Raw genomic sequence first — 13467 nt, 5'->3', positions numbered from 1 at the left:
TTTATGTCTGAATGCTATTCTCTGTCATTCAGTTTAATGGTGAGCTGCTTTACTGTATTGTTTGGGTCGTTACAGTAAATAAGCACAGATCGATCTTGAGTCCCCTTTTTTCCAATATCTTTTACTGCAACTTTAAGATTAGTAAAATCGAAAGGCTCTATTGTTCTTTTATCTATTTTATAAATTTCACATCCATAATTTGTGACAATTTTTTGAATTTCAAGTTCAGTTTCTCCACTATTAGAAATCACAAATTCTACAATTTTATCTTCATTTTCACTAAGTGAGATGTTGCCAAGATTTACAATCGAATCAGAAACAACTAGTTTTGGAAAGTTTCCTAATTCGCTTTCTGAGAAACTATTTGAAAAATGTTGTTGAATAGAAGCTTTTACTACTATACTAAATGCTGGAACAATTTCTTCAGATTCACCAATTTTATAAAGTGTAATACTATCTGTTACTTCTCCAAAGTCATTTTTTAGTTCCGGATTATAAAATAATGATATATTACTAGGTTGTCTAGATGGAAGCTCAAAACCATTGCTAAAGCCAATTTCCATATAGTCTGGGCCTGTAATACTGTCTGCAAGAAGGTAAGTGCTGTCATTGTCATTATAGATTTCGACCTTTCTCCTTATAATTCCCTTATTAGTGATGTTTCCAAGAAAAACATATTTATTTCTAAATCTTAAATTTTCTTTATTCACATATGGAAAGTCGATACTTGTATTCAACGAGAATGGTTCAATAAATCCATCTATCACTAATTCTGTTTTTTTGGGGACAGCATTTTCTGCAATAACAGTAAAAGATTTTTGGAAAGGCCCTGCTTTATATGGAGAAAATATAACTTCTACATAGCCTTTACTTCCAGGTTCAACTGCTTCTGTAGAAAAATTTGATACAGTACATGCACAGTCTGTATCAACTGTAGATATTTTTACTGGTGCACTTCCAGCTACTATGTATTCAAATTTATATTTAACAGGAAACTCCTCTTCTGAAATACTTCCCAACTCTGCTCTGGTGTTTTCAAAACTGATAATGCCATTCTGAGCAAAAGCAGTTAATTGATGTATTACTAGATATAGGGCGAGAAAAAATATTTTTCTTAGCATAAAAAATGAGATTAAAAATACAAATATATAAACTGCTTAGTCCTTTCATAAAAAGTGTAATAAAAAGGATATTTGATCAAGGCAATAAAAAAGTATAAATTTGCATGCCAAATATAAACTGTCTTATCGCTTCTTTATTTAGAAGAGGAAAGTCCGGGCAACGCAGAGCACCACACTTCTTAACGGGAAGGGGCCTTAGGGTTACAGAAAGTGCCACAGAAAATATACCGCTCTTTGTAAAAAGAGTAAGGGTGAAATGGTAGGGTAAGAGCCTACCGCTTTGCTGGTGACAGCAAAGGCAGGGTAAACCTTGTGGGTTGAAAAACTAAATAAGCCTTGTCTTACCTGGAAACAGGAGTAGAATTGCTCGTTCGATGTCGTAAGAGAGCAAGGCGGGTAAGTTGATAGACATACAGAGTGATTTGTATGCGAGACAAATGATAAGGATTTTGCAATTGTAAAATACAGAACCCGGCTTATAGGTTTGTATTTGGTAATTTTTTAAACTAAAATAAGAATATTGGAGTAGATCTCTATCTATTAACTTTTTAGTGATAATAATGTCTTAAAATGCCGTTTTTTGATACTAAGGGTTATTTTTTATTTTTTGAAAACCTCAACCTTATTGGGATAAACTTCTTATGGCAAAAATTTTAATTGTAGATGACGAAAAGAGTATTAGATATACTCTCCGGGAAATCCTTGAATTTGAAAAGTATAAGATAGATGAAGCCAAAGACGGTGAAGAAGCACTGGAGATGATAAAGGCTAACGACTACGATGTGGTACTGTGTGACATTAAAATGCCTAAGATGGATGGCATTGAACTGTTAGAGCAGGCAATGGAATTGGGTAAAGATATGCAGTTTATTATGATATCTGCACATGGTACAATTGATACTGCAGTTGAGTCAACAAAGAAAGGTGCATTCGATTTTATACAGAAGCCACCAGATCTAAATAGATTGTTGCTTTCTGTTAGAAATGCGCTAGATAAATCTAATTTAGTACAAGAAACTAAAGTACTCAAAAAGAAAATATCTAAAACTTTTGATATTATAGGAGAATCTGAACCAATAGAATCTGTGAAAGATACTATTGAGAAAGTTGCTCCTACAGAAGCTAGAGTTTTAATTACGGGACCAAATGGTTCTGGGAAAGAGTTGGTTGCCAAATGGTTACATACTAAAAGTCAGCGTTCTTCTGCACCATTAATAGAAGTAAACTGTGCAGCTATTCCTGCTGAGTTGATAGAGAGTGAGTTATTCGGCCACGAGAAGGGAGCTTTTACTTCAGCAGTAAAGCAACGAATTGGTAAATTTGAGCAAGCTAATGGTGGTACGCTGTTTTTGGATGAGATAGGAGACATGAGTCTTTCTGCTCAAGCAAAAGTATTAAGAGCTTTGCAAGAAAATAAAATAACGAGAGTTGGTGGAGATAAAGAGATTAAAGTAAACGTAAGAGTACTTGCAGCGACGAACAAAGATTTAAAAGAAGAAATCTCTAAAAAGAAATTTAGAGAAGATTTGTATCATAGACTTAGTGTGATTTTGATTAAAGTTCCTTCGTTGAATGATAGAAAAGATGATATTCCTTTACTTGTAGATAAGTTTCTGGGAGATATTGCAATGGAGTATGGAGAGAGCCCTAAAAATATTACTGAAGCGGCACTTCAAAAATTGCAAGAAGCAGATTGGTCTGGAAATATTCGTGAACTACGAAATGTAACTGAAAGACTTGTAATTATGAGCCAGCAGGAGATCACTGGAGATGATGTTGAGAAGTATCTTTAATTAGGTGAATTGTAAAAAAAGAGCCAGTATTTAAATACTGGCTCTTTTTTTTATACTCTGGCATCTATTTCTTTAATCTCTTTTTTCTCCATTTTTTGAATATCTTTTTTTGCATAAGTTGGGCATGTCTTATATGCACAAGAAGATAAGCCAGCTGCTAAAAAAAATGAGAATAATAACAATTTAAGCTTCATGACAAACAGGTTTTTCAAATTAATATAAATTGGTTATTTTGATCTTTGGTTGATATTCTAATTAAAAAAATCTTTGTATAAAATTATAATCTTTTTAGACTAATAGTAATTGTATTAAGACAAATTAAGTAATTAATAGATTACAGCCTCTTATATCTGATTTATCTAGTCTTCCTCTCACCTCAAATTCCTTTTTTCCCTCTGTAGTAAAATTTCCAATATCATTTGTCTCGATAAAACAACAGGAATCTATATTAGCTAAGTCAATTACATTAATTGTTCCATTTTGTCTAATTGTATCAACAGAAAATGGGTCACTAACGTCTCTAATCAAAATTCCTGCCCAATCTGGTCCAGAAAACACTCCATTTCCTTTAGAATAAAACTGAGATAATAACTCTGTCATTCCATACTCCGAATGAACCTCAGAAATATTCAATTTTCTTTTGAGTATTTCGTGTATTTCTTCTCTTATCATTTCTTTTCTTCTTCCCTTCATTCCTCCTGTTTCCATCACTATAACTGACGAAAGGTCAATTTCGTATTTTTCGGCAAGGTCTAATAGGGCAAAAGTGACTCCTAACAGTATAATTTTCTTGTTTTTTACTTTCGCTTCAGCTAATTGTTCAACAAGTTTTTCTATATTATGTAGGAAAAAACCAGAGTCACTTTGGGCATTTTCGATAAAATGTTGAACCATAAATATTAGAGAAGAATTACTTCTTTCTAAATATGATGGCAGTAAAGCATAAATTGAAAAATCCTTTAATGAACCATAGAAACTGTTGAAAATCTTTTCAGAAGCAACTTTGTAAAAATCAGGGTCACTTACAAAATGTCTACTTGTTTGCATACCAGTTGTTCCGCTACTTTCAAAAGTGATTACCGGATTGGCATGCTTACAAATTACATTACTGGTTTTGAAAAAGGAAATGGGAAGAAACGGTATGTTTTCAATACGGTTAATTTCTTTCGGTTTTACCTTTAAAGCTTCTAAATACTCTTTATAAACAGGGTTTTCTTTCGCTTGAAAATAAAAGATTTCAAGACATAATTCTTTAAATTCCTGCTCATTCTTATCTTTTAATACCTCTTCTTTTAATTTTTCAACCATTTTCTTTAAGCAAGTTATTAATTATACAACTTTTAGTTGCATTTTGGTGTCTCAATTTGCACAATGCTAATCATACAAAAAATGACAAAAAGAAGTTTTAAACATATAGATTTTTTGTGGGATATTTTTTGTCTTTTGTGTGTTAGTATACATAATGTCCTAATTTTGAGAGCTTAATTTTTTTCTTTAATCATGCAGTCACATCGCTATATACCAGCAATTTTACTTTTATTTTTAGGAGGTTGTTTTTCAGAACCAGAATATTCTAATGTTCCTGAGATTGACTTTAAGTCAATACAACAATATACTGTTTTAGATGCATTTAACCAGCCACAAGGTGGTGTCGAGATTACAATTACATTTCAAGATGGAGATGGTAATTTGGGTTTAGATTTAAATGGTGAAGATGCCGATAATCCTGATTTTGCAGATTACTTAGTAAGTGATACAGGAGATTCTACACTAAACAAGTATAGAAATAATTACTTTATTGATGTTTATAGGAGAGAGGGAGATGTATTTCAATTAGTTGAATACCCAGATGAATCGAGCTTTTCAGGGGTGTTTCCGCACTTAAGCGATTCTGAAAAAGAAAAGCCAATAGAAGGTGATTTAGAGTATACGTTTATTTTATTGCCTTCAAGTGGAACTAGTCCTCTAAGTGAAGGTGATGTAATTAAGTTTGAAATACAAATTGCAGATAGAGACCTACAAGATAGTAACATCATAGAATCAGATACAATTACTGTTATAGGCTATTAACTCTTAATAGTAGTAAAATAACTGGTCTTTTTTTAGATGCTTTAGTAGTCTAAATTGAAACAATCCCTAAATTTGCGGCCATGAAAGATTTGTTGGATGAATTATCATGGAGAGGTATGGTGCATGATACCACTCCTGGATTGAAAGAGCATTTTGAAAAGGGGATGGTTAAGGGATATATAGGTTTTGACCCTACAGCCTCATCTTTACATATTGGTAATTTAGCTACTGTAATGTTGCTCAAGCAATTACAGTTAGCTGGTGGAAAACCTTACGCGCTTGTTGGTGGAGCTACTGGTATGATTGGTGACCCTTCTGGAAAGTCTAAGGAGCGTAATCTACTAGATGAAACTACCCTAAGAGAAAATCAGGCAGGTGTAAAATCACAGCTTGAGAAATTTCTTGATTTTGATTGTGGTGATAACTCTGCTGTTATTGTAAACAATTACGATTGGTTTAAAGAGATTGGTTTTCTTCAATTTTTAAGAAATGTGGGAAAACATTTATCTGTAAGCTATATGATGGCTAAAGATTCTGTGAAATCTCGATTAGAAGATAAAGGTATTTCTTTTACAGAGTTTTCTTACCAGTTACTACAAGCATACGATTTCTGCCATTTGTATAAAGAAGATGGTATTACACTGCAAATGGGTGGATCAGATCAGTGGGGAAATATTACTTCTGGTACAGAGCTAATTAGAAGAATGGAAAGTGGTGAGGCATATGCACTTACAACTCCGCTTCTAACTAAAGCTGATGGAAGTAAATTTGGTAAAAGTGAGGCTGGTAATGTGTGGTTAGATGCAGAGAGAACTTCCCCTTACAAATTTTATCAGTTTTGGCTTAACATAGCAGATACTGAAATCTCAAAAGTATTACGTGTATTTACTCTGTTTTCTCAAGAAGAAATCGAAGCGATTGAGAAAGAAAATGAAAATAATCCTAATGCTTTAAAAAGAATTATTGCTCAAGATATTACTACTAGAATTCATTCTGAGAAGGATTATGAGAATGCTGTAAGTGCATCAGAAATATTATTTAAAAAATCTGGTGTTACAGAAGCATTAAGATCTTTAGATGAAAAACTTTTACTTGAGGTATTCGAAGGGGTAGATCGTTTTACGGTTTCTAAAGACAGTATTTCTGGTAAGCCTGATGTTCTAACTTTTCTTGCAGAGCAAACCTCAGTGTTTTCTTCAAAAGGAGAAGCTAGAAAGATGATTGCAAATGGTGGTGTAAGTATTAATAAAGAAAAAATTGCAGCAGCAGACGCATTAGTAGACCACGAGCTTTTACAAGGAAAATATCTGTTAGTTCAAAAAGGGAAGAAAAACTACTACCTAATAGAAGCTGAATAAAAAATAATTTGAATTATATTTTAAGCCACTTAATATATTAAGTGGCTTTTTTGTTGAATTTAATTGAATATTGATGCCTCAGTTTTTAAAAGGTCTAGTAATTATAATGCTGCTGTTTGCGGTAGGTGAGTTTATAAGTTTTGCTCTTAATATTCCTGTGCCTGGAAATGTAATCGGGATGCTTTTCATGTTTGCAGGCTTACAATATGGTCTAATAAAAAGAGATGCTGTTGAAGGAATTTCAAAACAATTGATTGGTTTGCTAAATCTGTTTTTCATTCCAGCAGGAGTAGGGCTATTAGCATACGAAAGTTTATTGAAAGATAACTTATTAGTGATTGTGCTGGCTTCTGTTTTAAGTTCATTAATAGTTATGGCTGTTGCTGCATCTGTGTTTTTATATTTGAAAAAGAGATAATGAGGTTTTCTGCAGAAATACTATGGGTAAGTTTAACCGTGCTTATATATTATATAGCACTTACACTATATAAAAAATTTAAATCACCCTTGTTAAACCCAGTATTAGTGAGTGTAATATGTTTAATTGCTATTCTAAAAATTAGCGGTGTACAAGCTGCAGAGTATTCAAAGAGTGTAAATGTAATTACGTTTTTTTTGGGGCCATCTGTGGTAGCATTAGGCTTTATGTTATCTCAACAATGGGATTTGATACGAAAAAACCTGAAAGCAATTTTTTGGAGTGTTTCACTAGCAAGTCTTGCAGGAATTTTAAGTGCTACAGCTATCGCATACCTTCTTGGAGCAGAAAGTAAAATAGTGGCAACCTTAGCTCCCAAATCGGTAACTACACCAATAGCTATAGGTATTGCAGAAAAAACCAATGGCATTGTTGCGTTAACTGCTGCAATAGTAATTGCAGTTGGTGTTTTTGGAGCTGTAGTAGGGCCCACATTTTTAAACATGATAAATATTAAAGATGCATTTGCAAGAGGATTAGCTATGGGAACAGCAGCTCACGGTATCGGAACAGCAAGAGCAGTAGAAGAAGGAGAAACTACAGGAACTGCAGCAGCACTTTCTATAGGTTTAGCAGGAGTGTTTACAGTTGTGTTTATATTTTTAATTTATTTTTTTATTGGAGATTGGGATCAAATCTCAAATTACCTGAATAATTTTTTCAATTCTAGTAAAATTCTTACATCTGAAACAAAACTAAAAATAAGCTGCTTTTCAATGTTTTTTTCTTGAAAAAACAAAAAGGAATCTTGGAAAAAGAAAAGATGGCCAATTATGAATAAAAAAAGTTCCCCTTATAAAGTTTTTTTTGACGCCTTTAGTTTGCGTTTTCAAATATATTTATACATTTGTAATACAATAGTAAATATTTAATGCTTTGTGTTAAGTATTTCTTTTTTCATAGCTGGTTGAAAGAATCACAAGGGGTAGATTTACTTCTACCCTTGTGTTTTTATTTTTCAGAAATCCCACCTAAATTCTTTCCTTTTTACTTTTTCATTACATTTAAATTGTATATTTATCGACATAAGTAAATATGTTTGTTGATGAATATTACTCAGAAAAAATTTAAAAGAATATTAGTTGCCAATAGAGGAGAAATAGCAATAAGAGTTATTCGCTCTGCTAAAGAAATGGGAATCGAGACCGTTGCTGTTTACAGTGATGCTGATCGAAATGCTCCCCATGTGAAACTTGCCGATTTTGCCTGTCATATTGGAAAATCTCCTTCAACAGATTCTTATCTTCAAGGTAAAAAAATTATTGATGTTGCACTTTCCTTAGATGTTGATGCCATCCATCCGGGTTATGGTTTTCTTTCTGAAAATGCTGATTTTGCCAAAAATGTAAGTGAAGCAGGTATTGTATTTATTGGTCCATCTCCAGAAGCTATAAAAGTAATGGGAGATAAGTTAGCCGCAAAAGCTGCTGTTCAGGCTTATAATATACCTTTGGTTCCTGGAACAGATAAAGCTATTAAAGATATTAATCTAGCTAAAAAGAAAGCGCAAGAAGCAGGTTATCCTATTCTAATTAAAGCGAGTGCTGGTGGAGGTGGTAAAGGAATGAGAGTGGTTGAAAAAGAGGAAGATTTCGAAGAGCAAATGGAAAGAGCAGTAAGCGAAGCACAATCTGCATTTGGAGATGGCTCTGTTTTTATTGAGAAGTATATAACCTCACCTAAGCATATAGAATTACAAGTTTTGGGTGACCAACATGGTAATATAGTCCACTTGTTTGAGCGGGAGTGTTCTGTGCAGAGAAGGCACCAAAAAGTTATTGAAGAAGCACCATCTAAAGTGATTACAGAAGAAAAAAGAGCTCAGATGGGTAAAGATGCTATAAACGTTGCAAAAGCTTGTAGTTATTTTGGTGCGGGTACTGTAGAGTTCATCATGGATGAAAATTTAAATTATTATTTTCTTGAGATGAATACACGCCTTCAGGTGGAGCATCCAGTAACAGAAATGATCACAGGAATTGATTTGGTAAAAGAGCAAATTAAAATTGCTGAGGGAAGTGCATTGAGTTTCTCACAAGACGAAGTTGAAAAAAGAGGCCATGCTATTGAGGTCAGGGTATATGCTGAAGATCCTGAAAATAATTTTTTACCTGATACTGGAACATTAAATATTTACCAGAGACCTCAAGGTTTAGGCGTAAGAGTAGACGACGGTTATGAGGAAGGTATACCAATTCCTATCTTTTATGATCCCATGATAGCAAAACTAATTGTACATGCTAAAAACAGGGATGAGGCAATCGCCAGAATGCTAAGAGCAATTGAAGAGTATAATATTAGTGGTATTAAAACAACTTTACCTTTTTGTCAATTTGTTTTAGGTCACGATTCATTTGTAAGTGGTAAATTTACCACCAAATTCGTGGAAAAGTTTTTTGCTCCTGAAGTACTTTCGCAAGAGTTATCTGAACAGGAATATCAGGCTGCATCAGTTTTGATATATGAATATTTGCAAAAGACAGGAGCAAATGAAACTGCAAACCCAATACAAAATAAAGCAGGTAATAGTAAGTGGAAAGAAAGATTAAGATGATTAATACAAAAAAACTATTTACAGCAAAAAAATATATTTATCTTTTTTTATTGACTGTGCTAAGTGCATGCACGGGCCAGAGAATATCTGAAGAGGCATTTAGTAGCAATACTTGGCGGCAAGACAAAAAAGGCTGTAATGGTGAAAGATTAGAAATAAAAGAAGAGTTTGATACTATTAAAGAGCAATTAATAGGTCTTAGTGAAACAGAGACAAGGAATTTCCTTGGAGCTCCTGATAAAGTTCAGCTTTTTGAAAGAAATCAAAAATTCTATATCTATTATTTAGAGCCTGGTGCTCAGTGTGAAGGGAAGGAAGGAAAGGAAGGCAAAAGTTATCACATTAGATTTAATTCGATTAATCAGGTTAATGAGATAAGTCTTGTTTTGCCTTCTTTGTAAGCTATTTTATTTACTTATAGTAATATCCAAATTGCTCACCTGAAATTTTGGGTTTCTCTCATTTTGAGAAATCCATTTGTGAAATCGATCTGGATCAATAGTTTTAATACCTCCAGCTTCTGGATTTACTTCCAGAATTGGTTTTTTGTATTCTTCTTCAGAGAAGATTACAAATACTCGGTTAAATAATTTTTCTTTTGTAGTGTAAGCAACAATAGGATCAACTATGCTTCTGCTTAAATCAGGAAAGTAGTTTTTATGATGATCTTCGGAAAATAGTATATATTCTACATCAGAATTAACTGGTACAGCATTTTCCATATCACCATTCATTTTACTATAAGGGAATAATCTATAAACTTTGCCATCTTCATTATCTTCCATATAAATACTAAGGTAACCTTTTATAGGTGATCTGAAATTGAAATACATCCTATCTCTATTATGAAAATTACTGGTTACGCAATTCTCAGTAATGCAATTCATTGGGTATATTTCAAAAGCAGTTTCTGCTTCTGTAATTTCTCTAGCTTTACCTTTTATTTCACAAAATAGCCAAAGTTCATTGCTTATTCCGCTTGTGTTTTCTTGATCTCTCGTAACCCATTCAAGCTTTTCAATCTCCATTTCAACAATTTCACCCTTTACCATTGAGTTTCCAATAGTGTTCATTTGAGTGTTTGTTTGAACCCTATCACCACTTTGTATATTTTCAATATAAGTATTTGTACCTTGTACTATAACTCTCCCAAAAACTTTTTCAAGTGCGTTAATTCTTGCGGCATCTATCACTCTTTGTTTAGCCTCACCTATACAATTTGCCTCTTCCATTCTGATTTCGGCGCTTCCTGAAACATTTACGAGTTTTGCTTTTTGAGCAAAAGAAGTTTGAAGAGTAAGTATTAGTGCAGTTAAAACTAAAGAAGTTTTGAATGATTTGTTGAGGCTCCACATTTTATCTTCATTTAAAAAAAAAGGTTGGAAAATTTGATTGTAGCCAAATTAACCAACCTTTTATTTATATTTTTAAATTATTATTTTAAATCGAGGATGTTATCAAGTTTCTCGTGAATAATATTGGTTTCTTCTTCCAATTTATTTCTGATCACTTTTTTTGCACCGTTCATCGCATTTTCACGATCGTAGAAGATTTTTAATTGAACTTCAATATTTTTTCTTCCCACTTCTCTGTATACTTTGTAAACAGGATCAACTTCGTTAATTACGTTTTTAATCATGTTTTTAGAACCTGCAACAACTTTAGTAACTGAAGCAGCCTCTTCTCTTGTTAACTGTTGGTTAGCTACAGAAGCTTCGATTAACGCTGCAACTTGAGTTTCGATTTGACCAGCTAGATTTAGTTTAGCTAGCTCTAAAGCTTGTAAATCTGCTGCAGATTTAGACTCTGCTACTGCGTTACCATCTGCATCTAAATATTTCTTTTTACCTTCTTCATCGTAATCAAGTAACATTGACCAAGAGCGTTCAAGAGATTTCTCTATTGGTAGTGCACCTGGAGCAACATTCCAACCATCTTTTTTCATTTTTTTTCCTTGCTTACGAGCTTCTTTCATCGCCTTAAGATCTTTCTTTTTCAACTTTGGAGGTTGAGCTAAAGAAATACTAGCTATACCAAAAGACAATAGAATAGAAAATAGTAGAATGAATTGTTTTTTCATTTTTATAAAATTTGAGTGTAATTCAAAATAGTAGTAATAAATAACTAATATTAATTGATGTTTGAAATTTTATACGGGGGAAATAACTTTAAGTTATATTTTATTCCTTATTTTTTGTAAATAATAGTAAAAAATAATAATCAGGATTTCTAAAAGTTTAATCGCATTGAAGTTAACGAAAATATAAAAAATAGGTTATTAAATAGTTACGATTTTTTTAGCTCAGATAGCATCTCAGAACTCACTTTTTCCGCAATTTTCTTCAATGCAGCTATTCCTGCTCTCTCATAGTTTACACTACCTCCTTTAATATCTTTAAAAGAACCTTTGTAAACTTCCATACCTGAACTTAAATCAGTTACAGAAACGGTAGCATCAGCAAAGGAAAAGTACAAACCTTCAAAAGTATTACCATTTCTAGCATTGGCTTTTATATCTATTGCAAAGTCTGCTTGCGACATATCAGATGTAAATGCAAAGCCATTGTTAGATAAGGCTTCTTTTAAACTAGGTTCAATAAAAGGTATAGTTAACTGTTGTCCCATGTTTGTTTCGGATGTTGTTATAAACATCGATAAGCCACTAACATTTAGAAAAAACTTGGTTGTAGGTATCTGATGCTCCTGCAGTATTTTTTGATAATATGCTGATGATTCATCTATTCCAACAAAACTGGCAATATCAATTTCTGCTTTTATAATCTGCATTTTTTTGTCGGATGTTATTTTTCCAACAAATGCTTTTGCAACTCCAAATCGATCAGTTTTTACTGTTCCTATTACTTTTCCATTCTCTTCTAAAAACGAAAATTTTATAGGTAAGTTCGCTAACATGTTCTCTGTATTGCTTCCAAGATAGTTTACCTGTATATTAATAGGCAAATTTAAATCCTGATTAACTTTAGCATTTAGACTAGGATTTAAAGCTTTTAGTTCAAGCTGATCGAGTAAGTTGGCTTTCTGAATATTTTCTGGAATGTAATCTAAGTTGTTAGCTTCAAGCCATTCATATGGAAGACTGGCTTCCATACTAGCAGATGTTTCACCATTATTATTTATATTATAAATAATTTTTAACCCATCTGTTTCTTCCCAATAAGTACCTGTTAGCGTGATATCAGCAGTTGATGTAGCTATGTTTTGATTAGCGATATTATAGCTAGCAACTTTCACCAAGTTATTTTCAAAAACAGGAGTGAATGCGGCAGAGAAATCACTTGTTAATTCAGTATCTCTATATGTTGGTGACTGGATTAATATTTTATTTGCAAACTCACCAGTTTGAACAGACAGTCCATAAGAAAGATAATATCCAACATCTTGCATAGTTAGCTGCTTACTTGATAGCAAACTGGCAATTGTATTTCTAACATCAAGCTTTTTTTGATTTGCTTCAGTAGTTTTTAGTGAATTTTCTCCAGTAATACCTAAAGCAGTTAATATTAATCTAGATTCTTCGAGTTCTCTAAAAAGTGAATTGCACGAGAATAATGATTTAAGTGCTTCTTTGTTATCGTTGGATGAAATCGACTGAGCTGCTTCGTTTTGAAATTGCTGAATTTTTGAAAGATTCGATTTTATTAGGTTTTCGTAATAAGTAATTACTTCACTTTTTCTTGCATAAGCAAAAGCAAATGCCTCTTTGTTGCGCTTATCATAATAGGTTTCGAATTTTAATCCTACAATATTGGCTTCGGCTAAAGAAACGCTATTTTGCTTGAACTCTTCATAAGTATTAGAGTTCACATTCTGGATGTTTAATTCAGCAACACTTTTGATTTTTACTTGAATAGATTCAATTAATTGCTTTCTGGCAACTTCAGTAAGTACATCAAACAATTCTTTAGAATCTTGTTGAACATTTCCTTGTGATGAAAATCCAGTAAGAAACATATTCTCAGGATATTGAGCTTCACGTTGATAGTAATCTGTCCAATCGGGTTGTTGAGCTTGCACCATAATTGATGCAAGCATGAGTAACAGTATAAATAAATATCTTTTCATATCAGCTTCA

At 32.8% G+C, this 13467-nt stretch carries 13 protein-coding genes and 1 other RNA gene; 8 read left to right on the top strand and 6 right to left on the bottom strand.

What is annotated here, in order from left to right; translation table 11 throughout:
* Window positions 1–14: 14 nt before the first annotated feature.
* Window positions 15–1121, bottom strand: a complete 1107-nt coding sequence (locus OQ292_RS04790; RefSeq protein ID WP_284684913.1) for a DUF1573 domain-containing protein — start codon at window positions 1119–1121, stop codon at window positions 15–17.
* 110 nt (window positions 1122–1231) lie between these two features.
* On the opposite strand from OQ292_RS04790, the gene rnpB reads away from it, so the two are divergent.
* An RNA gene (rnpB, locus tag OQ292_RS04785) (RNase P RNA component class A) lies at window positions 1232–1616 on the top strand.
* 146 nt (window positions 1617–1762) lie between these two features.
* On the top strand, window positions 1763–2914 hold the full coding sequence (locus OQ292_RS04780; RefSeq protein WP_284684912.1) for a sigma-54-dependent transcriptional regulator: 1152 nt from the start codon (window positions 1763–1765) through the stop codon (window positions 2912–2914).
* A gap of 50 nt (window positions 2915–2964) precedes the next feature.
* Here the strand turns inward: OQ292_RS04780 and OQ292_RS04775 are convergent, their stop codons facing one another.
* Together OQ292_RS04775 and OQ292_RS04770 are read right to left on the bottom strand one after the other, a co-directional pair.
* Window positions 2965–3108, bottom strand: a complete 144-nt coding sequence (locus OQ292_RS04775; protein ID WP_284684911.1) for a hypothetical protein — start codon at window positions 3106–3108, stop codon at window positions 2965–2967.
* 124 nt (window positions 3109–3232) lie between these two features.
* Window positions 3233–4222 (bottom strand): acyl-CoA synthetase family protein, encoded by a 990-nt coding sequence (locus OQ292_RS04770; RefSeq protein WP_284684910.1) that lies wholly within the window; start codon window positions 4220–4222, stop codon window positions 3233–3235.
* Window positions 4223–4414: 192 nt separating this feature from the next.
* Between OQ292_RS04770 and OQ292_RS04765 the strand changes: the two genes are divergently transcribed.
* The 6 genes from OQ292_RS04765 to OQ292_RS04740 all read left to right on the top strand — a co-directional run bounded on the left by OQ292_RS04765 (window position 4415) and on the right by OQ292_RS04740 (window position 9775).
* Complete coding sequence (locus OQ292_RS04765) at window positions 4415–4984, top strand: hypothetical protein (RefSeq protein WP_284684909.1); 570 nt, start codon at window positions 4415–4417, stop codon at window positions 4982–4984.
* Window positions 4985–5064: 80 nt separating this feature from the next.
* Window positions 5065–6342, top strand: coding sequence for a tyrosine--tRNA ligase (gene tyrS / locus OQ292_RS04760; RefSeq protein WP_284684908.1), 1278 nt, complete (start codon window positions 5065–5067; stop codon window positions 6340–6342).
* Between the two features lie 73 nt (window positions 6343–6415).
* On the top strand, window positions 6416–6760 hold the full coding sequence (locus OQ292_RS04755) for a CidA/LrgA family protein (protein ID WP_284684907.1): 345 nt from the start codon (window positions 6416–6418) through the stop codon (window positions 6758–6760).
* Window positions 6760–7551 (top strand): LrgB family protein, encoded by a 792-nt coding sequence (locus OQ292_RS04750; protein ID WP_284684906.1) that lies wholly within the window; start codon window positions 6760–6762, stop codon window positions 7549–7551. Before OQ292_RS04755 ends, OQ292_RS04750 begins: the two co-directional genes overlap by 1 nt.
* Window positions 7552–7865: 314 nt before the next feature.
* Window positions 7866–9374, top strand: coding sequence for an acetyl-CoA carboxylase biotin carboxylase subunit (locus tag OQ292_RS04745; RefSeq protein WP_284684905.1), 1509 nt, complete (start codon window positions 7866–7868; stop codon window positions 9372–9374).
* Entirely contained in the window at window positions 9371–9775 is a 405-nt protein-coding gene (locus OQ292_RS04740; protein ID WP_284684904.1) for a hypothetical protein, read from the top strand. Before OQ292_RS04745 ends, OQ292_RS04740 begins: the two co-directional genes overlap by 4 nt.
* A gap of 6 nt (window positions 9776–9781) precedes the next feature.
* Here OQ292_RS04740 and OQ292_RS04735 read toward each other — a convergent pair whose 3' ends face one another.
* From OQ292_RS04735 to OQ292_RS04725, 3 genes are all read right to left on the bottom strand, one after another.
* Window positions 9782–10729 (bottom strand): hypothetical protein, encoded by a 948-nt coding sequence (locus tag OQ292_RS04735; protein WP_284684903.1) that lies wholly within the window; start codon window positions 10727–10729, stop codon window positions 9782–9784.
* An 80-nt stretch (window positions 10730–10809) separates the two neighbouring features.
* The gene (locus tag OQ292_RS04730) at window positions 10810–11454 is read right to left on the bottom strand and encodes a hypothetical protein (RefSeq protein ID WP_284684902.1); all 645 of its coding nucleotides are present in this window, start codon (window positions 11452–11454) and stop codon (window positions 10810–10812) included.
* A gap of 206 nt (window positions 11455–11660) precedes the next feature.
* A complete protein-coding gene (locus tag OQ292_RS04725; RefSeq protein WP_284684901.1) occupies window positions 11661–13457 on the bottom strand; it encodes a hypothetical protein in 1797 nt (598 codons plus the stop codon).
* Window positions 13458–13467 lie beyond the last annotated feature (10 nt).

The organism is Chondrinema litorale, from assembly GCF_026250525.1.
Lineage (GTDB): Bacteria > Bacteroidota > Bacteroidia > Cytophagales > Flammeovirgaceae > Chondrinema > Chondrinema litorale.
The sequence above is the reverse complement of the archived record's forward strand: the minus strand, read 5'-3'. Positions and strand labels throughout refer to the sequence as shown.